The organism is Streptomyces sp. NPDC098789 (assembly GCF_044759975.1).
In the GTDB taxonomy this organism is placed as follows: Bacteria; Actinomycetota; Actinomycetes; order Streptomycetales; family Streptomycetaceae; genus Streptomyces.
Window position 1 is genome coordinate 144,832 of the sequence record NZ_JBIWAJ010000001.1, and the last position, 22,001, is coordinate 166,832.

Genomic DNA, 22,001 nt, shown 5'->3' on the forward strand with positions numbered 1-22,001 from the left:
GCGATGCGGGACGATGGTCCCGTGGCAGGCATGAAAGGCAAGCAGACGATCTGGGACATGGTCCGGTCGCTGGCGATCATCGGCGTGGTCGCGGGAGGGATCTACCTGGCCGTCCCGCACGACGACAAGGCCGACCCGACGCACGTCGTCGACTACCGCATCGAGACCCTCACGGCCCGCCGCGCGGCGCCGTACCCGGTGGGTTCGCCCGTCGGGCTCGCCAAGGAGTGGCGCGCGACCTCGGTGACCTACGACCGCAAGGACGCGAACGCCTGGCACCTGGGCTTCCTCGACCCGCGCAGCGAGTACGTGGCGGTGGAGCAGTCGAGCGACACCTCGGCCAAGTACCTGGACAAGGTCACCCAGAAGGCCAAGGCCACCGGACAGACGCAGCAGGTCGGCGACCTGTCCTGGGAGCGCTGGGAGGGCCCGAAGTACCGCGCCCTGGTGCGCCAGGAGCAGGGCCACGCGACCGTGGTCACCGGCACCGGCGCCTTCGGGGAGCTGGCGGAGCTGGCCGGCGCGCTGGAGTTCAAGCAGGGCAGCTGAGCCGAGCGGTCGGGCGACCGTACGTACGGGCATCCGTTCGTACGGTCGCCCGCACGAACGGATGCACGAAAAAGCCGCCCGACCCGGGGGAACCGGGGCGGGCGGCTTTCTCATGCGGCCGCGGGTACGTCGGATGCGTACCGCTGCGGCGCGCCGGGACTCAGACGGTCGTGACGACCTGGTCGAAGTCCAGGCGCGGGGAGCGCGGGTACCAGGCGTTCTCGCCCGGCTTGCCGATGTTGATGACCATCAGCGGGGTGTGGTCGTCGTCCAGGAACTCCTTCTGGACACCGGCGAAGTCCAGGCCCGTCATCGGACCGGCGGCCAGGCCGGCGGCGCGGATGCCGACGATGAAGTAGGCGGCCTGCAGGGCCGAGTTCATCAGGGCGGACTGCTCGCGGACCGGACGCTCGCTGAAGAAGAGGTCCTTGGCCTGCGGGAAGCTCGGGAGCAGGGCCGGCAGCTCCTCGTGGAACTCGTTGTCCGCGGAGAGGATCGCGACCAGCGGGGCGGCCTGGGTCTTGGGCTGGTTGCCCGCGGCCATGTGCTTCACGAGGCGCTCGCGGGCCTCGGCGGAGCGGACCAGCGTGATGCGCAGGGGCGTCTGGTTGAAGGCCGTCGGGCCGAACTTGACGAGGTCGTAGATCGCCTGGACCTGCTCCTCGGTCACCGGCTCGTCCGAGAACGAGTTGGCGGTACGGGCCTCGCGGAACAGCAGGTCCTGAGCGGCGGAGTCAAGAACGAGGGACATCGGAAAGCCTTCTTCCATACGAAAACCGGGGTGAAGCGATGTCCCCGACACTACGCCAAAGAAATTGAAATTTCAACTAATGGCTCGGCGGGGGTGAGCGGCCTCACAGCACGACGCCCCCGGGGCCGGGTCGGGCCGCCGTCTACTCGACGCCCCCGTCGGGCGCGCCCGCTCCGTCCCGCCCCGCCAGGGCCGAGTCCAGCCGGGCCCGGGCGCCCTCCAGCCAGTTCCGGCAGACCTTCGCCAGCTCCTCGCCGCGCTCCCAGAGGGCCAGCGACTCCTCCAGGGAGGTGCCGCCCGCCTCCAGCTTGCGGACGACCTCGATCAGCTCGTCCCGAGCCTGCTCGTACCCCAGCGCCGTACCGGCCTCAGTCATTCCCGCTCCGATCGTATTCTTCGTGTCCCAAGGAAATTGTTTCGGGAACATGGCGGCTTCCGGAGCCACCCGCGGTCCCGTGGCCGCCCGCCGCCTCGCGGCCACCGGTGGCCGCCCGCCGCTCGTGGCTAGTGCTGTGACCGGAAAGGTTCACCGTGTCGCGGCGCCCGGCACGGCACCTCTCCCCCAGCTACCGCTGGGAGGTGCCCCCTGCGTTGTCGGACCACGACGGTACGTCCAGTACGAGTCGAGGTCCTCCGCCTTGCGATGCTTCCCCTCGGCCCTGCGGGCCTGGGGATGCCCCATGGCACCGGACACCGCGACCCGGCAAACCTTTCCGGCCACAGCACTAGCCGGCATCGGTGACGCGGACGGTGAACTCGCCCTCCGCGACCCGTGCCCGCAGCACCTCGTCCGCCCCCAGCTCCGCGGGGGAGCGCACCACGTGCCCGTCGGCCCGCTGGAGCACCGCGTACCCGCGCTCCAGCGTCGCCGCGGGGGACAGCGCCACGACCCGGGCGCGGGTGTGCGCCAGCTCGGACTCGGCCCGGTCCAGCAGGTGGCCCACGGTCCGCCGGGCCCGCGCGAGAGTCGCGTCCAGCTCGGCCTCCCGGGTCTCCACCATCCGCTGCGGGTGCACGAACACCGGCCGTGCGAGGGCGTGCGCGAGCCCGCGCTCCTCCCGGTCCAGCAGGCCGCGCACCGCGCGCAGCCCCCGGCCCTGCAACTGGCGCACCCGCTCCAGCTCCTCGCCGACGTCCGGGACCACCTTCTTCGCCGCGTCGGTGGGCGTCGACGCCCGTACGTCGGCGACCAGGTCCAGCAGCGGGGAGTCGGGCTCGTGCCCGATCGCCGAGACCACCGGGGTGCGGGCCGCGGCCACCGTGCGCACGACCTCCTCGTCCGAGAAGGGCAGCAGGTCCTCCACGCTGCCGCCGCCGCGCGCGACGATGATCACGTCGACCTCGGGCAGCGCGTCCAGCTCCCTGACCGCCTCGATCACCTGGGGCACCGCGTGGACGCCCTGCACGGCGACGTTGCGCACCTCGAAGCGGACCGCCGGCCAGCGGCGGCGCGCGTTCTCCAGCACGTCCCGCTCGGCCGCCGAGGCCCGCCCGACCACCAGCCCGATCAGCTGCGGCAGGAACGGCAGCGGCTTCTTGCGGTCCAGCGCGAACAGGCCCTCCGAGGCCAGCGACCGCTTGAGCTTCTCCAGCCGCGCCAGCAGCTCGCCGATGCCCACGGGCCGTATCTCGGTGGCCCGCAGGGACAGCTGGCCGCGCGGCGCGTACCACTCGGGCTTGGCGAGGACGAGGACGCGCGCGCCCTCCGACACGGAGTCCGCGACCTCGTCGAAGACCTGCCGGAAGCAGGTCACCGCCACCGAGATGTCGTGCGACGGATCGCGCAGGGTCAAGAACACCACCCCGGCCCCCGGTCGTCGCGAGAGCTGGGTGATCTGCCCCTCCACCCACACCTGGCCGAGGCGGTCGATCCACCCCCCGATCAGCCGGGACACCTGACCGACGGGCAGTGGCGTCTCCGGCGATGAATTCAGACCCATGCAGGCAGGCTAACGGCCGGGACCGACAGCGTCGCCAGGTCCGCCCGGTCCCCGCCCCGCGCGCCGCCCCCGCTGCGCCACCAGCACCGCCAGCCCCACGGCCAGCCAGAGCGCGCCGACCCACTGGGCCGTGTGCGAGGCCTCGACGATCACCGCGAGGGTCACGGCCGCGCCCAGGACCGGCACCACCAGGTGCTTCCACCAGTTCGGGGGGCCCGCGGAGCGGCGTACGACGAACCAGCCGACCACGGAGGCGTGCAGCAGGGTGAAGGCCACCAGCGCCCCGATGTCGACGACGGAGACCAGGTGGTCCAGCCCGTCGTCGCGCCGGGCCGCCCAGACGGCCGCGACCAGCGTCACCGTCGCCGCGACCAGCAGCGCCGGGCGCGGGGTGCCGCCCGAGGTCCGCGCGAGCTGCTTCGGCAGCCGCCCCTCCCGGGCCATCGCGAACAGCAGCCGACCGGCCGCCGCCTGCCCGGCGAGCGCCGCGAAGGCCGCCCCGATCGCCTTGCTGGCCGCGACCAGGTCGTGCAACCAGGGCCCGACGGCGGACTCGACGGTGGTGTAGAAGGCCGGCCCCTGGAGCCCCGGATCGGCCGCCAGCTCGGCGGCGGAGAGCGGGGTCAGCAGCGCCGCCAGATAGGTCTGGGCGATGAAGAGCACCCCGGTCAGCGCCAGGCAGAAGAGCACCGCCCGCGCCACCTTCGCGCTGCCCCCGGTCACCTCCTCGGCGAAGGAGGCGATCGCGTCGAACCCCAGGTACGACAGGACCGCCACCGACACCGCTCCGAGCACCGCGCCCGTAGAGAAGCCGAGGGACCCGTCCCCGGTCAGCGGGGACAGCCAGCCGCGCCGGGCGCCGTCCTGGACCAGTGCGCTCACGGCGGCGACCAGGAACACCAGCAGGACCACCACCTCCAGGGCGAGCACGGCGAAGCCCACGCGCGCCGCCGCCCGTACGCCCCACAGGTTCAGCGCGGTGGTGACCACCACGGCCAGCGCCGTCCACACCCAGCGCGACACCTCCGGCACCAGCGCGTGCATCGCGATCCCGGAGAAGAGGTACGCCACCGCCGGGATCAGCAGGTAGTCGAGCATCGCCATCCAGCCGGCGATCAGCCCGGGCCCCTCGCCGAGGCCCTTGCGGGCGTAGGTGAAGACCGAACCGGCCTGCGGCGCGACCCGGACCATCTGCGCGTAGGAGAAGGCCGTGAAGGCCATCGCCACGGTGGCGGCGAGGTAGACCAGGGCCACGGCGCCGTGCGACTTCGCGTCGAGCGTGCCGAAGATGCCGACCGGAGCCATCGGCGCGATGAAGAGCAGCCCGTAGACGACCAGGTCACGGAAGCCGAGACTGCGCCGCAGCCGCCCCTCGGGGGCGGCACCGGGTGACGGCCCGGCCTCCGTGCCGGGATCCGTATCGGACACCATCCGCCCTCCGAGCGATGTAGTGGACACGCTTTCGGTCCAGTCTGTGTCGAACGGGGGACGTCCGGCCTGTTGGACACCCCCGTACGATGGACGTCATGACTGCTTCCGCTTCCCGCCGTGTCCTGCTCGCCGCCCCCCGCGGGTACTGCGCGGGCGTCGACCGAGCCGTGATCGCCGTCGAGAAGGCCCTTGAGCAGTACGGTGCGCCGGTCTACGTCCGCCACGAGATCGTCCACAACAAGTACGTCGTCCAGACGTTGGAGAAGAAGGGGGCCATCTTCGTCGAACGGACGGCCGAGGTCCCCGAGGGCTCCATCGTGATGTTCTCGGCGCACGGCGTCGCCCCCGTCGTCCACGACGAGGCCGCCGAGCGCAAGCTCGCCACGATCGACGCGACCTGCCCGCTGGTCACCAAGGTGCACAAGGAAGCCGTCCGCTACGCGAACGAGGACTTCGACATCCTCCTCATCGGCCACGAGGGCCACGAGGAGGTCATCGGCACCTCCGGCGAGGCCCCGGACCACATCACCATCGTCGACGGCCCCGAGGACGTCGCCAAGGTCACCGTCCGCGACGAGTCCAAGGTCGTCTGGCTGTCGCAGACCACGCTCTCGGTCGACGAGACGATGGAGACGGTCGACGCGCTGAAGACCAAGTTCCCGCTGCTCGTCTCGCCGCCCAGCGACGACATCTGCTACGCCACCTCGAACCGGCAGGCGGCCGTCAAGGTGATGGGCGCCGACTCCGACCTCGTCATCGTCGTCGGCTCGAAGAACTCGTCGAACTCGATCCGGCTGGTCGAGGTCGCCCTGGACGCCGGCGCGGCAGCCGCGCACCTCGTGGACTTCGCGAGCGAGATCGACGAGGCCTGGCTGGAGGGCGTCACCACGGTCGGCCTGACCTCGGGCGCCTCGGTCCCGGAGGTCCTGGTCGAGGAAGTGCTGGAGTGGCTGGCCCAGCGCGGCTACGCCGACGTGGAGATCGTCAAGACGGCCGAGGAGTCGATCGTCTTCTCGTTGCCCAAGGAACTGCGCCGCGACCTGCGCACCGAGGCCGCGAACCTGCTCGCCGGGAAGTAGCCCGGAAGTAGCCCGGAAGCAGCCGGGTCGCCCCGCTCGTCCCGGGGTCATTTCGTACGGTGAGTCCATGCAGATCTTCGGTGTGGACATCGGCGGTTCCGGGATCAAGGGCGCTCCCGTGGACCTTGACCGCGGCGACCTGGCGCAGGAGCGCCACAAAGTACTGACACCGCATCCGGCCACCCCCGACGGGGTGGCCGACTGCGTTGCGGAGGTCGTACGCAACTTCGACTGGAAGGGCCCGGTCGGCGTCACCTTCCCCGGGGTCGTGACCGGCGGCATCACCCGCTCGGCCGCGAACGTCGACAAGGGATGGGTCGGCCTGGACGCGGCCGGCCTCCTCTCGGAGCGCCTCGGCGGCCTGCCGGTCACGGTCCTGAACGACGCGGACGCGGCGGGCGTCGCGGAGATGACGTACGGTGCCGGCCGCGGCCGCGGCGGTACGGTCATCCTGCTGACCCTCGGCACCGGCATCGGCAGCGCCCTCTTCACGGACGGGCACCTGGTCGCCAACAGCGAGCTGGGCCACCTGGAACTGCGCGGTCACGACGCGGAGACCCGGGCCTCGGTGAAGGCCAAGGAGGACGGCGACCTCAGCTGGGAGCGCTGGGCGCACCGGCTGCAGCGGTACCTGGCCCACGTGGAGATGCTGTTCTCCCCGGACCTCTTCATCCTCGGCGGCGGGGTGAGCCGCAAACCGGAGAAGTTCCTGCCGCTGATCGAGGGCATCCGCGCCGAGATCGTCCCCGCGACCCTGCGCAACAACGCGGGCATCGTGGGCGCGGCCATGGCGGCGCGCCCGGCCGGCTGAGGCCCCCTGCGCGAGGGGGGCTCAGGCCACGCGGCGGGGCATGGTGCGCCGGCGCCCGATCAGCACGGCCTTGCGCACCACCGCGATCAGACCGGCGATCAGGGTCCCCGCGTAGAGCCAGCCGGCGTGCAGGGACAGCGCCGTGACCACGCCCATCAACTGGCCGCCGAAGCCGCCGGAGCCGCCCGCGATGGGCCACACTCCGGCGGTGAAGGCGATGGGGGCGGCGATCGGCGCGGTGATCAGGTCGGCCGGGCGCACCCAGAGCGCGGTCGCGGCGGCGACCGGCATGAAGAGCAGCCCGTACCCGAGCAGCGACGCGTCGAAGATCAACCAGTCGATCCCGGAGGCCAGCACCATCGCGGCGCAGGCGAACAGCCCGCCCCCGAGCCCGGTCAGCTTGGGCCGGGGCAGCCTGCGGGCCACGGCGGGCCGGGGCCTGGGCCGGTTGCCACCGCCCTGCGGGGGTACGGCGGGCCGGCGGGCCGCCTCCGGCTGTCGCTGCGGGTGATATGCCGATCGCATCCTGTCTCGCTCCACTGGACCAAGCTAGGCGTCGCGGACCCCGGATGGGTGCGTGGACACGCGTACATCCACCCCCGGCCATCGGAAAGTAAACTGTCCGATGGCCCGTACCCGGGTCAGCCCCCTCCAGCTACGGGAAGTCGCCAACGTGTCGCTCACGATCGGAATCGTCGGCCTGCCGAATGTCGGCAAGTCGACCCTTTTCAACGCCCTGACCAAGAACGACGTGCTGGCGGCCAACTACCCGTTCGCCACCATCGAGCCGAACGTCGGCGTCGTCGGCGTACCGGACACCCGCCTCGCTGTCCTCGCGGGCATCTTCGGCTCCCAGAAGGTCCTCCCGGCGACCGTCGACTTCGTCGACATCGCGGGCATCGTCCGCGGCGCCTCGGAGGGCGAGGGCCTCGGCAACAAGTTCCTCGCGAACATTCGCGAGTCCGACGCGATCTGCCAGGTCATCCGCGCCTTCGCCGACGAGAACGTCGTCCACGTCGACGGCAAGGTCTCGCCGAAGGACGACATCGAGACGATCAACACCGAGCTGATCCTCGCGGACCTCCAGTCGATCGAGAAGGCGGTGCCGCGCCTGACGAAGGAGTCCCGCCTCCAGAAGGAGAAGGTCGCGGTCCTCGGGGCCGTCGAGAAGGCCCAGAAGATCCTCGAAGCGGGCGACACCCTCTTCTCGCACGGCATCACCAAGGGCACGGAGCAGGGCGACCTCCTGCACGAGCTGCACCTGCTGACCGTCAAGCCGTTCCTCTACGTCTTCAACGTGGACGAGGACGAGCTCACCGACGACGCCTTCAAGGCGGAGCAGAGCGCGCTGGTGGCCCCGGCCGAGGCGATCTTCCTGAACGCCAAGCTGGAGGCCGAGCTGATCGAGCTGGACGACGACGAGGCCCTCGAACTCCTCCAGTCCGTCGGCCAGGAAGAGCCGGGCATGGCCACCCTGGGCCGCGTCGGCTTCGCGACCCTCGGCCTCCAGACCTACCTGACGGCCGGCCCGAAGGAAACCCGCGCCTGGACCATCAAGCAGGGCGCCACGGCCCCCGAGGCGGCCGGCGTGATCCACACGGACTTCCAGCGCGGCTTCATCAAGGCCGAGGTCATCTCCTTCGCGGACCTGGTCGAATGCGGCTCGGTCGCCGAAGCCCGCTCCAAGGGCAAGGCCCGCATGGAGGGCAAGGACTACGTCATGCAGGACGGCGACGTGGTGGAGTTCCGCTTCAACGTGTAGTGGGTGACATACCACCACGTCGCTGATCTGGCAAACATGCAGGTCAGATGGGGTCCGACCTTTCGGGGTCGGGCCCCTAGCTTTTTCCCGTGCTGGGATGGTGCTGGGAAATCTGACCCCTCGTCACCTGTCGTCACCCCTCTTCACCCCTCCCGTGCTGGGTTGGTGCTGGGATGCCCGTGAGGCCTGAGTCGACATGAAAGAGCCCCGGCTCGCTCGCCTCGCGCGAGGGGCGAACCGGGGCGAATGTCTGCTGACCTCAGTGGTCTCCGAGCCCCGTGACGGGCTGTCCCGCGAGAGCCTGAGCGACTTGCCACAGCATTCCGCCACGTGAAGCCTTGACGAGGACCACGTCGCCCGGCCGGAGGAGGGAATCGACGTAAGCCGCAGCGGTCTCGTTGTCGGCGACCATGGCCACCTCTGGTACGCCGGCCTCTCCAGCCGCGAGCGCGAGCTGCTTGGCCAGGCTGCCGCCAACGGCTACCACAAGGTCCACGCCGTTCTCAGCGGCCATGCGTCCCACCTGCCGGTGGGCCTCTACTGCTTCGTCGCCCAACTCCAGCATTTCGCCCAACACGGCGATCCGTCGGCCGCCCTCGGCCTCGACCTCGGTCATCAGGACTCTCCGTTGTGGACGAGGGGCGCGAAGGTGATGGCGCGGCCCGTGTACGAAGCGGACAGACGGCTGAGGGGGACCTGATCATGCGCTTGGCCCCAAGCCGACGGGTCTCGGAAGAGGATCGTCGGATCGGGGCCGTCCTCGTAGCCGCGCAGGATGACGAGGTGACCGCCTGATCGGCCGTCTTCGGGGAACTGCTCGGTCACGGACACGATGAGGGGGGCGTCATCGAGGCGGTCGAGCAGTTTTTCGTCGGGGACGGGTTCTGCCAGGCCGGGAACGCCTAGTTCGGTCGACAGGTTCGCGATCCCCGCGTGAAGTGCTCCACGCGGGGTCAGAACCTCGTGCTTCACGGCGAGCTTCAGGAGTTCCGTCACCGTGGGCGCCTCCCGCCCGTAGGCGAGCAGGATCATTCTCAGCGATGCCAGGCCGCACGCCCGGTTGGACCATTCGATCCTGTCTCCCAGTGCCCACCCTCCGTGGAGATCCCATTCGGCGGGGGAGATGAGCTGACGGCACAGGGGGACATCGTGGACGCGCGGCACAACGGCAGGGCTCCTACGGTGAGACGGCAGCCTCCCGAGTCGCCGTGCTACCGGAGAACGCGGGAGAGGGCAGGGGGACATCGTACGGCTGGCGGGTCAGCGCCTCGTGTAGCAGGGCCAGCACCACGTCCGTATGCGTGAGTCCGACCATCGCGGCGCCCACCACGAAGTTGCTCTCGCGGGACATCCCCGGCGTGCTGTTGACCTCCAGCACGTACGGCTCGCCGTCCTCGGTGAGGATGAAATCCACACGGGCGGAGCCGCGGAGTCCGAGCCCGTTCCACAACGCGATGGCGTGCTCGTTGACCTTGTCCAGCACCTGGGGGGTCAGCTCGGCAGCCCTCACGGCCACGCCGCCCTTCGAGTCCGCATCGAGCTTCGTGTCGGCGTCGTAGAACTCCGCCTCGATGGCCTCGGTCGCCAGCGCGGGGAACACGACGACATCGCCACCGGGCAGTTCCAACATGCCGACGGTCAGCGGGACACCGGTCAGGTATTCCTCGACGAGGACCGTGTCACCCTCCTCGCCGACCGCTTCCTCCAGCGCCGTGGCGAGATCCGCCTGCTCGCGGACCAGGCTCATGCCCACGCTCGACCCACCGAAGGGCGGCTTGACCATGACGGGTCGGCCGTTCCACTTGATCGCGCTGCCGGCCGACCATGCCCACCACCCCGGCGTGGGGACCCCGAGGGTCAGCATGACTCGCTTGCAGAGGATCTTGTCGGCGGTCACTGCGGACGCCCCAACTCCGCTGCCGCAGTACGGCACGCGCACGTAGTCGAGCAGACCTTGCAGGCGCCCGTCTTCGCCGTACGGGCCGTGGAGGTTGGAGAGGACCACGTCGTACGTGGACACCTCCCGGATGAAGTCGACCTCGCACGGGTTCAGCTCCCGCCACGAGGCACCGATCTCGTCCAGGGCCCCGGCGAGCGCAGTCACGGACCGCTGGTCCACGGGGCACTTCGAGTGGTAGAGCCGGTCCTCGGCCGACACCGGGCCGTAGACCAGGGCAACCCTGAGCCCCTGGTGGTCACGCTGCCAGTCGCGGAGGAACGCGGTGGCATTCTGCACCGCGGCTTCCGAGCTGGACGTGAAGAAGAGAGTCATGCAAGTACCCCTTCGAAGGTGTTGGTGACCGGGCCCCCGACCCACTGCGTCTGCTCGGGTCGGTTGTTGTGGGAGCGGACCGTGAGCGGCTCGCCAGCACGGTTGTGGATCGTGACGGGGCGAAGGCCGACGAGTCCGCGCAGCCTGGCGACGATGACGGCGGCGACGGCTCCACTGCCGCACGACAGGGTTTCCTCTTCGACGCCGCGCTCGTACGTCCGAATCTTCAGCGCCTGGTTGCCGAAGGGCTGGATGAAGTTGACGTTCGTGCCGAGCGGCGCGAGGGCTTCGTGGTGACGGATGAGCCGTCCGATCAACGCCGCGTCGACGGCGTCCACGTCGTCCACGATGGCGACGACGTGCTCGGTGCCGGTGTGCACGCTGTCGAACCAGGTCGGCTTACCGTTGATCACGGTCTGGACCCGGCGCAGGTCAACCATGCCGACCTCGGCAGTTACCCACACTGAGTCATCCGTGACGCGTGCCTCGTGCATGACCCCGGCCATGCGAAGGCGCATCTCGCTGAAGCCGTGGTCCTGCTGCGCGGCCCAGGCGGAGCAACGGAGGGCGTTGCCACACATCGTGGCCACCGACCCGTCCGCGTTGAAGCAGTCGACTTCAAGAACGGCCGGCTCGTCGCTGAGCAGGCTGCTGATGACGAGCCCGTCCGCGCCGACACCGGTACGTCGAGCGCAGAGGCGTTCGGCCTCCTTGGGCCATTCTCGGACGTTCGCCGGGGCGACGTCGGTGAGCAGTACGAAGTCGTTGCCTGCTCCGTGGACCTTGCGGAAGCGCATGACGAAGCTCCTTGCGGCTTGAGGTGTGAAGAGCGGTGCGATGCGGGCGCGCTCTGATTAGCCCCGGGTGAGAAGCCGGTAGACAGTCAGGGCCTTGCGCATGATCAGCGGGGCCCGTCCAGCGAAGTGCAAGACGCGGTGGCCCGAGGTGCTGGCGGTCCTCATGTCCCGGACGCGCTGAAAGCTGCCGTTGAGGTAAAGGAAGTCGCCTACCTGGACATCGCTCGGCGGTGTGCTCGGCTGTTCGACCGTCCCGACGGGAGGGGTCGGCTTGGCCTGCGATCCCTTGATCCTGCGCTCCTGCATCAGTTCCTCCAGATGGCCAGCAGGAGGGCCCCGCCGACTATCACGAGGCAGGTGACGTAGCCGATTTGCTGGTTGCGCGGGCTCATCGGGTTCCGATCGAGAGGCTTTCCAGCCGCTCACGGAGAGCCGGAATACCGACCTCAGCGATGGGCACCCAGGCCGCCGCGCCGACGTGGAGCATCGAGGGGAACACGGCGCCCGAGTGCGCCCGGAAGAGGTAGCGGATGCCGACCCGGAGGCGAGGTCCGTACGGGTGTCTGCCGGCAGGCGTCACGTCGACCAGGAAGGGGCTCTCCCTCCCGGGCTCCGTCCATACGTCCCGAATGCCGGCCTCCTCTGCCAGCAGGCGGAGGGCCGCCTCGCTCAGCGAGTCGTCCTGATCCTCGGGCTCCGCCTCGGCGAGGGCGTAGTCACCCTCGTGGCGCAGGCACAAGACGCGGTCGTACTCATCGACGATGACGGCCGCCGTCATCACGAGGGGACAGCGCTGGTCGTGCGTACAGGCTTGGCGCCGTGAGTGGTCAAGGGCGGCGTCGTACACCGGCATCAACGCCATCTGGTCGCCGGGGTGTTCGTGGAGATAGTGGGAGAGCTCCCGGATGATCTGGTCTCCCTTGACGCTCACGGCGCGTCCAGCCCGTTGAGCTCGGTGTAGACCCAGAGCAGCCGCCGCGTGAGCGTGGCGACGTCTCGGGCGTAGAGCCACGCCCCGAAGGTCGGCGTGCCCGCGGTTGGGCGCTCCTTGGGGTCAATCAGGGCAAGACCCTTGCGGACGAGCTGCTGCACCTCGGCGTCCTTGTCCGCCCCCAGGTCCTGGTTGAGCAGGAGGTTCAGGTGCTGGACGACTGCCGGCGTGACGCCGTCGATGTCCTCGCGGGTCGTGGACCCCATCCGCATCGCGAGGATTGAATCCGTACGTAAGGAGATTTCCTCGGAGTCGATGGGGGAATTCTCGGCCGATTCCTCAGCCGCCCCCAACGCCTTGCCGGTACTTGCCAAAGCCATCTCTGCCTCCTCCGGGCAAGTTCTGGAGCCGGAAGCATCAAGCTACGGACGGAGATAGCAGGAGCACCAGGAAATTGCCCGCACTTGCCAGGAGGTAGTGAAACCTGCCGGAACTTGCCGCGCTCAAGCGGAACTTGCCCGGACTTGCCAGTCGATCACCCGAACGATTCGATGGCAGCGGTGATGATTTCCCGAGCAGCCGAGCCGAACACGGCCATCTCGTAAAGCTCGGCGAACGTCTGTGAGTACATGCGGAGTTCATGCTCCTGCTCGACCGTAAGGTGAGCTGAAACGAGTTCGACTTTGACTGTGTGGTCGTCGAACATGAAGAAGCCTTCGACGGGCATGAGTGGTCGCTCGATATGGCGGGGAATGATCCCTATAGCCACTCTGGGTAGAGCCATGGCACTGAGAAGGTAGCCGAGTTGGCCCACCATCACGTCGGTGCCGCCCATCCGGTTGTAAAGGGCGCTCTCCTCCAAGAGGATGGCGAATGTGCGCTGCGTGTATACGATCTTCTGCTTCTCAAGGCGGACCTCAACAGCCGCGTCGACGTCGTCGATCGTGTTGCGACGGTCACGGATGGAGGTCAGCAACGCCTTGATGTAGGAGGCCGTCTGCACCGGTCCAGGGATCAGCCACGGCGAGTAGAAGCGGAATTGCTGTGTCCGATCCCAAAGGGGAAGGGCTGATTGCTGGGCCTGCTTGAGCCCGCTGCTCTCCAACTGCTGCCACTGGACGTACATGCCCTCGATGCGGCGGGCGGTCCGAACGAGATGGTCCGCTTCGCCGTCAGCACCGCATGCGCTACACCATTCGCGAAGATCGCGCTCCGAGGGCGCGCGTTTGGCGCTCTCGAAGCGCGATGCTTTCGATTCGTGCCACCCCAGTCTCTCGGAAAGGGCTCGCTTGGTGAGTCCGGATGCTTCCCGGATCTCTGCGAGCCGTTTCCCGAGCGCCTTGCGCGCTTCCTGCGCGCTCGAAGATGCCGGTTCCATGGAGGTGACGATCCTATGTGGTGCTCAGCGGGCTTCGAAGTCGGCGTGCGGGATTGCCCTGCTCCAGACGGAGTCGAAGGCAGACTCGCAGAGCTTCGCGATCTCCGGGTCTTCGGTGATCTCAGGCTCCGTGGGTTCACCCTCCCCGTCAAAATGGTTCAGGTATACCAGCCGGGAATCGAACAGCCAGAAGTCGTTTCCGGGCACGAGTAGGTCTGAAGCATTCCGACGAGCCAGCCACCGAACCTGCTCGCCCGCCGCGATGTTGAGCCCCTCGGTCACCTCGTGCTCGAAGCGGATGTACTCGCTCACGGGTGTCGATACGATCCGGGCTCGACGAACCTCGACACCTCGCGATACTGCCTCTGAGACGATCGAGTGCCAGGCGGCCCAGCGCTCGACTGGATCGATCGGCCTGCCGGCCTTCCAGTCGACGAAGGTCGAGTGCGTCTTGCTGTACGCGTCCCGGCTCTCCAGGTGGATGGCCGTCCGCTGGCAGTCGCGAAACAGGTCCTTAAACGTCGGGGGACTCGACAACCTTCTTCTCCTCCGGCTCGGCGTTCTTGGCGGCGGCCTCCCTGTCGCTCGCCAGGAAGAACTGCACCATATAGCGCGGGATCTCCACCGCCCCCTCGTGCGCGGGGAGGTTCAACTGCTTGAGCCGCTCCTCGTCCAGGACCTTGTAACCCTGGACGAGGTACCTGTCCGTCTCCTCGTCCACGTAGATCGTAGGGGAGTTGCCGTCAGGGCTGTTGGGGTCCTTACCGAGCATGCGCAGAGCCATGATGTCCTCCTCGATTGCCGGTGATGCTTCCCATGCCAGAGCTTGCCCCCGCCTTCACTGGAAGGCGAGGAACTTGCCCAAACTTGCCGGGACTTCAACGGTGACTCTATGCAGGTAAGGGGGTGAGGAGCGAGAAGTCGATCAGCCGTTCCCGGAGTCGCGGGCTGGCTGAATGGAACCGATCGACTTCCCGCCCCCGGGCTAGGCTGCGGCCTCGCTCAGGCCGTCGTAGCCGTCGACATATGCGACGCCGTTGAGGTGGGCGGCGAGCTTCCCGACCCCGCGCTCGCAGCGGTACCGCACAGCCCGGCCGGACACGCCCTGGAGGGCCCCGGCCTCGTCGTCATGGATGTCAGCCCCGTACCGGAGAAGCAGGGCCTGGCGCTCGCCCAGCGAGAGGGGGGCCGCTGCCCAACCCAGACGGATGTCCGCGAGGTGAGCGAACAGGGTTCCCGCGGCCTTCTTGTCGATCGTGCCCTTCGGCATGTCGGCGTCAGGAGCCGTGGGGTTGCGGATGCCGTAGGCGGCCTCCATGTCCCAGACGGCCGGCAGAAGGTGTTCGACGAGTCGCCGATCGTAGCCACTCACCGGTCACCCGCTCCAGCCGCCTGCTGAGCGGCTTCGTATGACGTGTGGGCGGTGCGATGCCGGGCCTCCGTGAGCCAACGATCCCGAAGGCGCTGAGACACCCAACGATGCAGCAGGCCGGGCCCGGAGTCGGCGAGGATGCGGCGGACGTCGGTAGCCCGCTCTGCGCAGACGAGGACGGCCTCCTGGAAGGCGTCGTCGTATTCCAGCGTCAACCCGTAGTCGCGGGCGAATCCCCGGGCGACCGCCTTGGCCACGCTGTCGACCTGCGGCTCGGCGAGTACGGACCAGTCCACTCCGGCCCCGGTGGACCGGAGATCGGCGAGGTCCAGGCTCATCGGACCACCTCCTTGACCGGTACCTGGCCGTCCTTGGTCACCATGACCATCAGGCCGGGTGCCCCAGTGGTGCCGGTGCGGTGCCGCCACCACGTCGATTCGGACTCCATGGCGGGGACCTGGGCGAAGGTCCTGGGACCGTCAGTGTCGATCAGCTCGTGGTGGAGGTGGCCCGCAAGCAGAAGATCGGCGGTGTGCATGGCGGACGCCTTGTTGAAGGATTGGCCCTTCCACCATTCGAAGTGGCGGCCGGCACGCCACTGGTGGCCGTGTGCGTGGGCCACGACGGTGCCGGAGCAGTCGACGACGACCGTGAGTTCGTCGGAGTCCGGCACGTAGACCTCGACGTGCGCGAAGTTCTCGCCTGCAAGCGCCAGGGCCTCGCTGACGGAGATCAAGGCTTCGGTGTCGTGGGAGTCGTCGTACCGGGTCACACCCTTGCCGCCCGGCCGCACGGCCTCGCCGTGATTTCCAGGTACGGCAACGACCGTCAGGCGGGAAACGAGGGGGGCCAGCTTCACGATGGCGTAGGCCATCAGGCGCCGTGTGAGGCGGATCTGCTCGGTAAGGGTAAGCGGAGTCCTCCAGGTGTTCGCGCCGCCCTGGGACACGAAGCCCTCGACGTGATCGCCAAGCCAAGCCAGGTGAACGTGGTCGATCGTGAAGCGCTTGCGGTACTCGGAGAGCAGCACTGCGGCTCGATCGATGCATTCGATCGAACGGCGGAGCGTCCCTTCGGGTCCGTCACCGTCGGCCTTGCCGAACTGCATGTCGCCGAGCGCGATGACGTAGGTCCACTCGCCTTCGATGCCTTGGGCCAGGCGTACGGGTGGGGTGTAGTTGTCGAAGACGGCAAGCAGCTCGTCGAGGCTGGGCCGCTCGGTGACGGCACCCTTGCGCCGGCCGAAGTTGAAGCGTGCGGAGACGCCCGTCTCGCCTCCCGGCATCGTCCATTCAGACGACCGAAATGCTGTTACCTCCCACTCAGCCGGGTCAAGCTGATGCGCGCGAAGGACGTCGGCCGCAGTCGATTCTGGGTCGATGCCCTGGGGTCCTCGGACGGTGACCTCTGCGGCGTCGCCGGACACTTCGATCTGGCGGGTGTAGTCGCGGTCAGGGTCGATCAGGCGGGCAGGAACGGGCGGTCCTACGGGCTTCGAGAGGAGTTCGTCGAGCAGGGTGTCACTCAAGCGTGATCGTTCTCTTCCTGGCGCAGGCGGCGCCGGTAGGTACGGATGGTGGATGCGGAGACGCGATGTCCGTAGCGGTCGAGAATCCAGACGAGATCCTCGGCGGCAGTTCCCTGAAGGAGATGCCGTTCGAAGGCTTCGCGCTCGACGGGCGTGAGCGCCGCCCATACGGCCTGAAGCCGCGGGCCTGGCCTCCCCGGCAGGGGGGTACTCACGAGGCCTCCTGGTCGAGCTGTTCGATAGCGGCCGTCGCCAGCGCGGCTACCTGGATCAGCTCGGCGCGTGCAGCCGCCGAATCCGCAGTGGCGAGGGCGGTGTTGAGTGAGGCCAGCAGTTCGGCGTCCAGGCCGGGCCGGTCGGCGAGGGAGCGGGCGAAGGCAATCTCGGCCCAGCGGTCGGCTTCCCGGCGGTAGTGGAGGCGGGCGCGCTCGGGGCGCAGTCCACCGCCCAGCGGGCGGCCCTCGTCGACCAGTGCCTTGCGAGCGGCTCGCACCTCGGCCAGCACGGTGGTGGTTGGATCGGGCTTGCGGGTCGCCCGCTTCAGGGGGGCCTTCTCGGTCACTTGGACTTCTCCTCTTCGAGTAGGTCATAGAGGGCTTGGGCGCCTCCGGCCTTGTAGGTCTCGGTCACGTCGCCTGCGCGCAGACGGACGCTCGCGGCGGAGCGGAGGGACCGGGTGACTTTGGCGGTCAGGCGGGCGCCGGCATCGTCCGGGTCGGACCACACCCAGACGCGGGAGAACCCGGCGAGCATCCGGCGGTGCCTGCCGAAGAACATCTCGACGCCGGGCGCCGATACGGCGTGCCAGCCGATCTTCCGGAGAATGATCCTGTCGAGTTCGCCTTCGCCGAGGTGGATCTCGTCTCCGGCCTGGTGGATGGAGTCGACGCCGTAGATGCGGGGCGGGTCGCCCGGCAGGGTGTTGTACTTGCCGTGGCCCAGGGCACGGTGATCATGCTTTTCCAGGCAGCGGAAGCGGACGGTCAGCGTGTGGCCGTCGTGGCCGAGGTAGGGGATCGCCAGCATTCCGCGGTAGCGGCCGTGACCGGGCAGAGGGTCAACTACGACGCCAAGCCGGTACGTAGCCACCTCCTCCTCGCCGATCCCTCGCTCGGCCAGGTAGTGGGCGGCGTCCGCCGTAAGCGCTGCCTGATAGGTGTTCGTCGCCTCCTCCAGCATCGTCCGCTGGGAGGCCGAGAGAGGCCGCAAGGGTTCGCGCTCCGACAAAGGTGGTGCTCTCCTTCTGCATGATCAGGTTGTATGAATCGCCGCCCTGGCCGCAGCTATGGCATTTCCAGAGGCCCTTGTGCTCGTCCACGGAGCACGAGGGGGTGCGGTCCTCGTGCAGCGGGCACGCGACCATTCCGGTCCGGGTCATCGAGACCCCGTAGTGCTCCAGGACCGCCACCAGATCGGGCTTCGGCTGGTCCTCGTTGTCGTGCCGGCCGATGTCGCGAAGTCTCATGCGAGCCTCCGTCCCCGGAAGTGGGCAGCCTGCCTGTCCCATCCGAGGTCGTCGAGACCATCGGGTTCCGACTCGCTCGGCAGGTCGGAGAGCTCCCGGGCCAGGCGTCGGTGCTCGGCCATCTCCTCGAACTGCCTCACCGCTCGGCCGCGCGGGACAGACCGAAATACTCGGAGACCGTGGTGAGGACGTAGGCGTCGCGCCAGCTCGCTCCCCGGCGACGGACGATGGCCACGGCATCAACCTCGGAGGAGACCAGCCCGCGATGGCGCGCGTAGTTGTCCCGCTCGCCCAGGGCCTCGCGGACGAAGGTGCCCGGCTCGAATTTCGCGTTCTTGGCTTCGATGATCAGGAGGCGCCCGCCTGAGCGGCGGACAACGTGATCGCCCTCGTCGTCCTTGCCCGTGAGGCGCAGACGCTCGATGTCGAAGCCTGCGGCGCGGAGTTGGTCGCGGAGCTCCGACTCCCAGTCGGACCCTCGTCGCTTATTCCGCCGGTTCCGCGCTGCTATGTCAGTCAACTCTTACATTCCTCACTGCTTGAGCGCATCGAGCGGGGACCACTGACGTGGCGCGAGCGCGGAGAATCGAGTGATCTCCGGATGGCAACGGAGGGTGGCGTACCGGCGGGCGGTGGGGTCGCTCGGCCCCATGCGTTGCTTGATCACAGCAATGCGGTATTCGAGGCTGGACGGGTCGAGAGCGACGGACAGGCTGAGCTCTGGCTTCTCGCTGAGCCCACCCTTGACCTGATCGCGCGAGGGTGGCGCCCAGGGGTCGGACTTCGCCTCCCAGGACTTGTCGCTCGCGTGGTGCAGGACGATCACGGTGGCGCCGGTCGCGCGGGCCAGTTCGGTCAAGCCGCTCATGACGGCCATCTGCTCGGTGTAGTCCGACTCCGAGTTCTCGAAGTCCATGAGGTTGTCGAAGACCAAGACCTCCGGGTACGCGTCCCAGAGCTCGATGTAGGCCTCCAGCTCCTCGTCCACGTTCTTCCACGCGATCGGGCTTCCGAAGGAGAAGGTGATGCGGGAGTCCGCGAGCGCGGACAGGTACCCCTCGCGGTGCCGGCCACCGGCCGCCATTCCCGCCTCGACCATCTCGGTCGTGTCGCCGGTTGCCATGCTCGCCAGACGCGAAGAGGCGGTGAAGGCTGACATGTCGGCCGAGAAGTACAGCGTGGGCAGGTTCATCTGGGCGACCCAGTACAGGGCGAGGCCGGACTTCTGGGTGCCACTCCTGCCAGCGATCATGATGACCTCGCCCTGGCGGGGGCGGCAGCCGATGTTGTAGAGAGCCTCGAAGGCCGCGATCCTCGGCAGTTCGCGCCCCGCTTCGGCGTGGAGGGTCAAAGACCTTCCGGGAGTGAGCACTTGATCGGCTCCAATCGTGAAGGGGAGGGGGCGGCGCAGAGGCCGCCCCCTCCTGCTGGCCGATCTGTCAGTCGAAGGTGGGAGCTGCGGTCACCGCGGCTTCGACTGCCTTGTCGCGCTGCTCGGCATACGCGATGACCTGAGCCCGGATGGTCGGGTCATTGACCTGGCGCCACACCCATGCCGGATTGGCTCCTGGCTTCGTCGGCGGGATCTGGGCGACGGTGACGAGGACGGCGCTGCCGATCATCGTCTCCAGGTCGCGGGCGAGGACGGTCTGCTCGATACGCATCCCCTGCGAGACCTCGGGGGTCAGCGACGAGAGCTGCTCCGGGGTCCGGAAGACGGATACGTTGCAAAGGGCGCTGTCCTTTGGGCCGTTGGGCGTCGGGCGCTGGCGGTCCCATGCCGATACCTCGACGAGGATGGCGACTGCGTCGAGCGTTTCCTTCGGCTTGAACCAACCGCCGGCCTGCGTCGGGATGCTCTTGAGGTTCAGGGTCACTAGTGCTGATCTCCACTCTTTCGGTGAACGGGGTAGGGGATGTGGGGGGAGCGGGGCTTCAAGGTCCCGGTGGCGAGAACCACGGCAACAGCCGCGCCAAGCAGTCGACGGCCCATCACGACGCCTGAAGCGTTCGGCCACGCGCCTTCCAGGCGTCCATGACGACCGACTCGGCGAAGGCGACCTGGTTGGCCGCCCAGAGGCGCCGCAGCTCCTCGGCTGTCTGGCAGGCGGTGATTTGCTCCAGGATGGCCGCCGACGGGCTGCCGGTGGGGGCGGCCTGCGGCGCTGGGGCCGTCGGTGCGGCTGCCTGCGGGACGACATGGGCGCCCAGCCCGGAGGTGATGGCCTCCGCGCTTCTGGCGAGCTGGCTGACCTCGACGAGGATCTCGTGAAGGGTGAGCGCAGTTACACTCTTACGGTCGAGCCCGAAGAAGGAGCCGAGCTCCTCGCGAAGGCCATTCGCGGTGCCGCTGAAGGCGATTCGGGGGGCGTCTTCGCCATCCCCGCATGGGATGTTGATGGTGATCGGTAGAGCCTCTTCGGGCATCGCTGTTTCCCTTCACGTGACCACCGGGCCTCCCCAGTGCGTAGTTACACTCTATCAAACGATTCGACGGGCCGGGCTCCCGAACTCGTTGAGCGCCCCCCGAGTTGCACGCATGCGTCGGATGTCGCGAGCCAGGAGCGCCGCTTCCCACCCGATCCGCAAGTCCGCCCAGTACAGGGTGCACTCCGCCTCCCCGGCAGGTAGGTGAATGATCACGCCCCAGTCCCGGCTTACCTCCGGCGCTTCGGCGTAGGCGGCTTTGGCCTCATCGGCCGGCACCGGGGTCTTCCGCCAGGCGGCCAGGGCCTTCTTGTCGCGTCCATCCACGGGGAAGGGCGTGTGATCGTAGCGCTCGCCATGGGCGTAGACCGCGAGCTGGCTGGCCATTTTGAGCCCACCGTACTGAACCGACCCGGTCTTCAGGTCGCCGATCAGCGTGCCGTTGAAGGGGCGGCCGTCGGGTCCTGGGCCTGAGTAGTGAAGGAGCCGGTCAAATGTGCCGCCTACCCCGAGCTCGTCCACAACGACGAACTGCTCGATGTCCACCGTGTCGAACCCGACGGTCGCCAATTTGTACGCCGCCATGTCGGCCAGATCGCGGTCTGACGTGCCGAGAGGAAGGGGCTCCCCGCGGTCTACGGCCTCGGAGAGCGTGTGCAGATGGGTCCCGTGCTCGCGCTTCCTGTTCGCCCCGGCGAGGGTGACGGCCCGCTCGGCGAGCCCGTCCAGTGCCGTCTTCCCTTCACGGGTATCAGGGTTCAACTCTTTCGTTCGCGCCACGAGAGCCGGATCACGGGATGCGCCAACGAGGGTCATGCGGGTCTTCCAGGCAGTCAGGGCCGCCTTGTCCTCGATGCAGTCGATGTACGTGGTTGTCCTCGTCAGCGGCTTGGGGGTCCCTCCTGTCTTGGGTACGACAAGAGGTCGCCCCCACCCGTCCCGAGGGACAGCGGGGGCCGGCAGGTCAGTCAGGGGCAGGGGCAAGCTGGGCTCCAAGTAATTAGGCGGCGGTCTGTAGGTAAAGGCGTACGGAGTCATCCGCGAGCATGGTGGGCTCGCATTCATCCTGGTCAAGGAGTCCCAGACCGCGCTCTTCGGCGACCTGGAGGATGCGGCGCAGGTGGTCTGGAACGTGATTGGGGCTGACCGTGATGTGGCAGTCCGACTGGTCCTCGGCGACGTGCAGGGCGACGCCCGGCAGGTACAGGACCTCGGCACGCCTGATCGGTTCGGCTTCACACATGGAGACCGCCCCCTGGCCATGCATCATCCGACGGCTCCTCTCCCCGTGCCAGCGCTTCCCCGCGCCAGCGGTCGAACGTTCGTGCGAGCCTAGATCTTGCCCGCTGGGCTGCCTTCTGGTCAACCCTTGCAAACCGTACTGGACCCAGGGCTTCCGGTCGGAGTGATTTAAACCCCTTCTGGGGAATTGAAATAACCTTTCATTTCGCCACGTGAAATGAACCAGGGCTCGTTTCATGTGGCGAAACGAGCGGCGGCTTCAGCCC

At 68.4% G+C, this 22,001-nt stretch carries 31 protein-coding genes; 4 read left to right on the forward strand and 27 right to left on the reverse strand.

Annotation, left to right across the window (positions count from 1 at the left end):
• Positions 1-30: 30 nt before the first annotated feature.
• Positions 31-549, forward strand: a complete 519-nt coding sequence (locus ACIQWR_RS00735) for a DUF4245 domain-containing protein (protein ID WP_404005001.1) — start codon at positions 31-33, stop codon at positions 547-549.
• Between the two features lie 160 nt (positions 550-709).
• Here the strand turns inward: ACIQWR_RS00735 and ACIQWR_RS00740 are convergent, their stop codons facing one another.
• The 4 genes from ACIQWR_RS00740 to ACIQWR_RS00755 all read right to left on the reverse strand — a co-directional run bounded on the left by ACIQWR_RS00740 (position 710) and on the right by ACIQWR_RS00755 (position 4,671).
• The gene (locus ACIQWR_RS00740; protein WP_404003844.1) at positions 710-1,300 is read right to left on the reverse strand and encodes a malonic semialdehyde reductase; all 591 of its coding nucleotides are present in this window, start codon (positions 1,298-1,300) and stop codon (positions 710-712) included.
• Between the two features lie 142 nt (positions 1,301-1,442).
• Positions 1,443-1,676 carry an exodeoxyribonuclease VII small subunit gene (locus ACIQWR_RS00745; protein ID WP_404003846.1) on the reverse strand — a complete coding sequence of 78 codons (234 nt, stop codon included), beginning with the start codon at positions 1,674-1,676 and terminating at the stop codon, positions 1,443-1,445.
• A 349-nt stretch (positions 1,677-2,025) separates the two neighbouring features.
• Positions 2,026-3,240 (reverse strand): exodeoxyribonuclease VII large subunit, encoded by a 1,215-nt coding sequence (xseA, locus tag ACIQWR_RS00750; RefSeq protein WP_399259836.1) that lies wholly within the window; start codon positions 3,238-3,240, stop codon positions 2,026-2,028.
• Between the two features lie 9 nt (positions 3,241-3,249).
• Positions 3,250-4,671 carry an APC family permease gene (locus ACIQWR_RS00755; RefSeq protein ID WP_404003848.1) on the reverse strand — a complete coding sequence of 474 codons (1,422 nt, stop codon included), beginning with the start codon at positions 4,669-4,671 and terminating at the stop codon, positions 3,250-3,252.
• 86 nt (positions 4,672-4,757) lie between these two features.
• Between ACIQWR_RS00755 and ACIQWR_RS00760 the strand changes: the two genes are divergently transcribed.
• Both ACIQWR_RS00760 and ppgK read left to right on the forward strand, forming a co-directional pair.
• Complete coding sequence (locus ACIQWR_RS00760; RefSeq protein WP_399259840.1) at positions 4,758-5,750, forward strand: 4-hydroxy-3-methylbut-2-enyl diphosphate reductase; 993 nt, start codon at positions 4,758-4,760, stop codon at positions 5,748-5,750.
• Between the two features lie 67 nt (positions 5,751-5,817).
• Positions 5,818-6,561, forward strand: coding sequence for a polyphosphate--glucose phosphotransferase (gene ppgK, locus ACIQWR_RS00765; protein WP_404003850.1), 744 nt, complete (start codon positions 5,818-5,820; stop codon positions 6,559-6,561).
• A gap of 21 nt (positions 6,562-6,582) precedes the next feature.
• Here ppgK and ACIQWR_RS00770 read toward each other — a convergent pair whose 3' ends face one another.
• The gene (locus ACIQWR_RS00770; protein ID WP_404003852.1) at positions 6,583-7,086 is read right to left on the reverse strand and encodes a DUF6542 domain-containing protein; all 504 of its coding nucleotides are present in this window, start codon (positions 7,084-7,086) and stop codon (positions 6,583-6,585) included.
• Between the two features lie 148 nt (positions 7,087-7,234).
• Here ACIQWR_RS00770 and ychF point away from each other — a divergent pair, with 148 nt between their 5' ends.
• Positions 7,235-8,323, forward strand: coding sequence for a redox-regulated ATPase YchF (ychF, locus tag ACIQWR_RS00775; protein ID WP_404005002.1), 1,089 nt, complete (start codon positions 7,235-7,237; stop codon positions 8,321-8,323).
• Positions 8,324-8,582: 259 nt separating this feature from the next.
• Here ychF and ACIQWR_RS00780 read toward each other — a convergent pair whose 3' ends face one another.
• The 22 genes from ACIQWR_RS00780 to ACIQWR_RS00885 form a co-directional block, all read right to left on the reverse strand.
• On the reverse strand, positions 8,583-8,939 hold the full coding sequence (locus ACIQWR_RS00780) for a glutamate ligase domain-containing protein (protein ID WP_404003854.1): 357 nt from the start codon (positions 8,937-8,939) through the stop codon (positions 8,583-8,585).
• Complete coding sequence (locus ACIQWR_RS00785; RefSeq protein WP_404003857.1) at positions 8,939-9,568, reverse strand: C39 family peptidase; 630 nt, start codon at positions 9,566-9,568, stop codon at positions 8,939-8,941. The genes ACIQWR_RS00780 and ACIQWR_RS00785 overlap by 1 nt, the downstream gene beginning before the upstream one ends.
• Positions 9,501-10,595, reverse strand: coding sequence for an ATP-grasp domain-containing protein (locus ACIQWR_RS00790; RefSeq protein WP_404003860.1), 1,095 nt, complete (start codon positions 10,593-10,595; stop codon positions 9,501-9,503). Before ACIQWR_RS00790 ends, ACIQWR_RS00785 begins: the two co-directional genes overlap by 68 nt.
• Positions 10,592-11,392 carry a diaminopimelate epimerase gene (gene dapF / locus ACIQWR_RS00795; protein ID WP_404003862.1) on the reverse strand — a complete coding sequence of 267 codons (801 nt, stop codon included), beginning with the start codon at positions 11,390-11,392 and terminating at the stop codon, positions 10,592-10,594. Before dapF ends, ACIQWR_RS00790 begins: the two co-directional genes overlap by 4 nt.
• A gap of 388 nt (positions 11,393-11,780) precedes the next feature.
• The gene (locus ACIQWR_RS00800) at positions 11,781-12,323 is read right to left on the reverse strand and encodes an NUDIX hydrolase (RefSeq protein ID WP_404003864.1); all 543 of its coding nucleotides are present in this window, start codon (positions 12,321-12,323) and stop codon (positions 11,781-11,783) included.
• The gene (locus tag ACIQWR_RS00805) at positions 12,320-12,703 is read right to left on the reverse strand and encodes a hypothetical protein (protein WP_404003866.1); all 384 of its coding nucleotides are present in this window, start codon (positions 12,701-12,703) and stop codon (positions 12,320-12,322) included. Before ACIQWR_RS00805 ends, ACIQWR_RS00800 begins: the two co-directional genes overlap by 4 nt.
• Before the next feature lie 155 nt (positions 12,704-12,858).
• Positions 12,859-13,701: a helix-turn-helix domain-containing protein gene (locus ACIQWR_RS00810; protein ID WP_404003868.1), complete on the reverse strand. Its 843-nt coding sequence runs from the start codon at positions 13,699-13,701 to the stop codon at positions 12,859-12,861.
• Between the two features lie 24 nt (positions 13,702-13,725).
• The gene (locus ACIQWR_RS00815; protein WP_404003870.1) at positions 13,726-14,238 is read right to left on the reverse strand and encodes a DUF6879 family protein; all 513 of its coding nucleotides are present in this window, start codon (positions 14,236-14,238) and stop codon (positions 13,726-13,728) included.
• Complete coding sequence (locus ACIQWR_RS00820) at positions 14,216-14,485, reverse strand: hypothetical protein (protein WP_404003873.1); 270 nt, start codon at positions 14,483-14,485, stop codon at positions 14,216-14,218. Before ACIQWR_RS00820 ends, ACIQWR_RS00815 begins: the two co-directional genes overlap by 23 nt.
• A gap of 201 nt (positions 14,486-14,686) precedes the next feature.
• Entirely contained in the window at positions 14,687-15,073 is a 387-nt protein-coding gene (locus ACIQWR_RS00825) for a hypothetical protein (protein ID WP_404003876.1), read from the reverse strand.
• A complete protein-coding gene (locus ACIQWR_RS00830) occupies positions 15,070-15,411 on the reverse strand; it encodes a hypothetical protein (protein WP_404003878.1) in 342 nt (113 codons plus the stop codon). The genes ACIQWR_RS00825 and ACIQWR_RS00830 overlap by 4 nt, the downstream gene beginning before the upstream one ends.
• Positions 15,408-16,601, reverse strand: coding sequence for a hypothetical protein (locus ACIQWR_RS00835; RefSeq protein WP_404003881.1), 1,194 nt, complete (start codon positions 16,599-16,601; stop codon positions 15,408-15,410). Before ACIQWR_RS00835 ends, ACIQWR_RS00830 begins: the two co-directional genes overlap by 4 nt.
• Positions 16,598-16,816: a hypothetical protein gene (locus ACIQWR_RS00840; protein WP_404003883.1), complete on the reverse strand. Its 219-nt coding sequence runs from the start codon at positions 16,814-16,816 to the stop codon at positions 16,598-16,600. Before ACIQWR_RS00840 ends, ACIQWR_RS00835 begins: the two co-directional genes overlap by 4 nt.
• The gene (locus tag ACIQWR_RS00845) at positions 16,813-17,163 is read right to left on the reverse strand and encodes a hypothetical protein (RefSeq protein ID WP_404003886.1); all 351 of its coding nucleotides are present in this window, start codon (positions 17,161-17,163) and stop codon (positions 16,813-16,815) included. The genes ACIQWR_RS00840 and ACIQWR_RS00845 overlap by 4 nt, the downstream gene beginning before the upstream one ends.
• Complete coding sequence (locus ACIQWR_RS00850) at positions 17,160-17,777, reverse strand: topoisomerase (RefSeq protein ID WP_404005004.1); 618 nt, start codon at positions 17,775-17,777, stop codon at positions 17,160-17,162. The genes ACIQWR_RS00845 and ACIQWR_RS00850 overlap by 4 nt, the downstream gene beginning before the upstream one ends.
• Entirely contained in the window at positions 17,659-18,306 is a 648-nt protein-coding gene (locus ACIQWR_RS00855; RefSeq protein WP_404003888.1) for a CHC2 zinc finger domain-containing protein, read from the reverse strand. The genes ACIQWR_RS00850 and ACIQWR_RS00855 overlap by 119 nt, the downstream gene beginning before the upstream one ends.
• A complete protein-coding gene (locus ACIQWR_RS00860; RefSeq protein WP_404003891.1) occupies positions 18,203-18,586 on the reverse strand; it encodes a hypothetical protein in 384 nt (127 codons plus the stop codon). Before ACIQWR_RS00860 ends, ACIQWR_RS00855 begins: the two co-directional genes overlap by 104 nt.
• Before the next feature lie 12 nt (positions 18,587-18,598).
• Positions 18,599-19,417 (reverse strand): AAA family ATPase, encoded by an 819-nt coding sequence (locus ACIQWR_RS00865; RefSeq protein ID WP_404003894.1) that lies wholly within the window; start codon positions 19,415-19,417, stop codon positions 18,599-18,601.
• An 88-nt stretch (positions 19,418-19,505) separates the two neighbouring features.
• Complete coding sequence (locus ACIQWR_RS00870; RefSeq protein ID WP_404003896.1) at positions 19,506-19,943, reverse strand: hypothetical protein; 438 nt, start codon at positions 19,941-19,943, stop codon at positions 19,506-19,508.
• A gap of 115 nt (positions 19,944-20,058) precedes the next feature.
• Positions 20,059-20,493, reverse strand: coding sequence for a hypothetical protein (locus ACIQWR_RS00875; RefSeq protein WP_404003898.1), 435 nt, complete (start codon positions 20,491-20,493; stop codon positions 20,059-20,061).
• 54 nt (positions 20,494-20,547) lie between these two features.
• Positions 20,548-21,309: a hypothetical protein gene (locus ACIQWR_RS00880; RefSeq protein ID WP_404003900.1), complete on the reverse strand. Its 762-nt coding sequence runs from the start codon at positions 21,307-21,309 to the stop codon at positions 20,548-20,550.
• A gap of 184 nt (positions 21,310-21,493) precedes the next feature.
• On the reverse strand, positions 21,494-21,736 hold the full coding sequence (locus tag ACIQWR_RS00885; protein ID WP_404003902.1) for a hypothetical protein: 243 nt from the start codon (positions 21,734-21,736) through the stop codon (positions 21,494-21,496).
• Between the last annotated feature and the right edge of the window lie 265 nt (positions 21,737-22,001).

Bases quoted from the DNA above. Each gene is read 5' to 3' on its own strand.
- ACIQWR_RS00735 (WP_404005001.1), top strand. From the start codon at position 31: ATGAAAGGCAAGCAGACGATCTGGGACATGGTCCGGTCGCTGGCGATC.
- ACIQWR_RS00740 (WP_404003844.1), bottom strand. From the start codon at position 1,300: ATGTCCCTCGTTCTTGACTCCGCCGCTCAGGACCTGCTGTTCCGCGAG.
- ACIQWR_RS00745 (WP_404003846.1), bottom strand. From the start codon at position 1,676: ATGACTGAGGCCGGTACGGCGCTGGGGTACGAGCAGGCTCGGGACGAG.
- xseA (WP_399259836.1), bottom strand. From the start codon at position 3,240: ATGGGTCTGAATTCATCGCCGGAGACGCCACTGCCCGTCGGTCAGGTG.
- ACIQWR_RS00755 (WP_404003848.1), bottom strand. From the start codon at position 4,671: ATGGTGTCCGATACGGATCCCGGCACGGAGGCCGGGCCGTCACCCGGT.
- ACIQWR_RS00760 (WP_399259840.1), top strand. From the start codon at position 4,758: ATGGACGTCATGACTGCTTCCGCTTCCCGCCGTGTCCTGCTCGCCGCC.
- ppgK (WP_404003850.1), top strand. From the start codon at position 5,818: ATGCAGATCTTCGGTGTGGACATCGGCGGTTCCGGGATCAAGGGCGCT.
- ACIQWR_RS00770 (WP_404003852.1), bottom strand. From the start codon at position 7,086: ATGCGATCGGCATATCACCCGCAGCGACAGCCGGAGGCGGCCCGCCGG.
- ACIQWR_RS00780 (WP_404003854.1), bottom strand. From the start codon at position 8,939: ATGACCGAGGTCGAGGCCGAGGGCGGCCGACGGATCGCCGTGTTGGGC.
- ACIQWR_RS00785 (WP_404003857.1), bottom strand. From the start codon at position 9,568: ATGTCCCCCTGCCCTCTCCCGCGTTCTCCGGTAGCACGGCGACTCGGG.
- ACIQWR_RS00790 (WP_404003860.1), bottom strand. From the start codon at position 10,595: ATGACTCTCTTCTTCACGTCCAGCTCGGAAGCCGCGGTGCAGAATGCC.
- dapF (WP_404003862.1), bottom strand. From the start codon at position 11,392: ATGCGCTTCCGCAAGGTCCACGGAGCAGGCAACGACTTCGTACTGCTC.
- ACIQWR_RS00805 (WP_404003866.1), bottom strand. From the start codon at position 12,703: ATGGCTTTGGCAAGTACCGGCAAGGCGTTGGGGGCGGCTGAGGAATCG.
- ACIQWR_RS00810 (WP_404003868.1), bottom strand. From the start codon at position 13,701: ATGGAACCGGCATCTTCGAGCGCGCAGGAAGCGCGCAAGGCGCTCGGG.
- ACIQWR_RS00820 (WP_404003873.1), bottom strand. From the start codon at position 14,485: ATGGCTCTGCGCATGCTCGGTAAGGACCCCAACAGCCCTGACGGCAAC.
- ACIQWR_RS00830 (WP_404003878.1), bottom strand. From the start codon at position 15,411: ATGAGCCTGGACCTCGCCGATCTCCGGTCCACCGGGGCCGGAGTGGAC.
- ACIQWR_RS00855 (WP_404003888.1), bottom strand. From the start codon at position 18,306: ATGCCGTGGCCATCGTCCGTCGCCGGGGAGCGAGCTGGCGCGACGCCT.
- ACIQWR_RS00875 (WP_404003898.1), bottom strand. From the start codon at position 20,493: ATGCCCGAAGAGGCTCTACCGATCACCATCAACATCCCATGCGGGGAT.
- ACIQWR_RS00880 (WP_404003900.1), bottom strand. From the start codon at position 21,309: ATGACCCTCGTTGGCGCATCCCGTGATCCGGCTCTCGTGGCGCGAACG.
- ACIQWR_RS00885 (WP_404003902.1), bottom strand. From the start codon at position 21,736: ATGTGTGAAGCCGAACCGATCAGGCGTGCCGAGGTCCTGTACCTGCCG.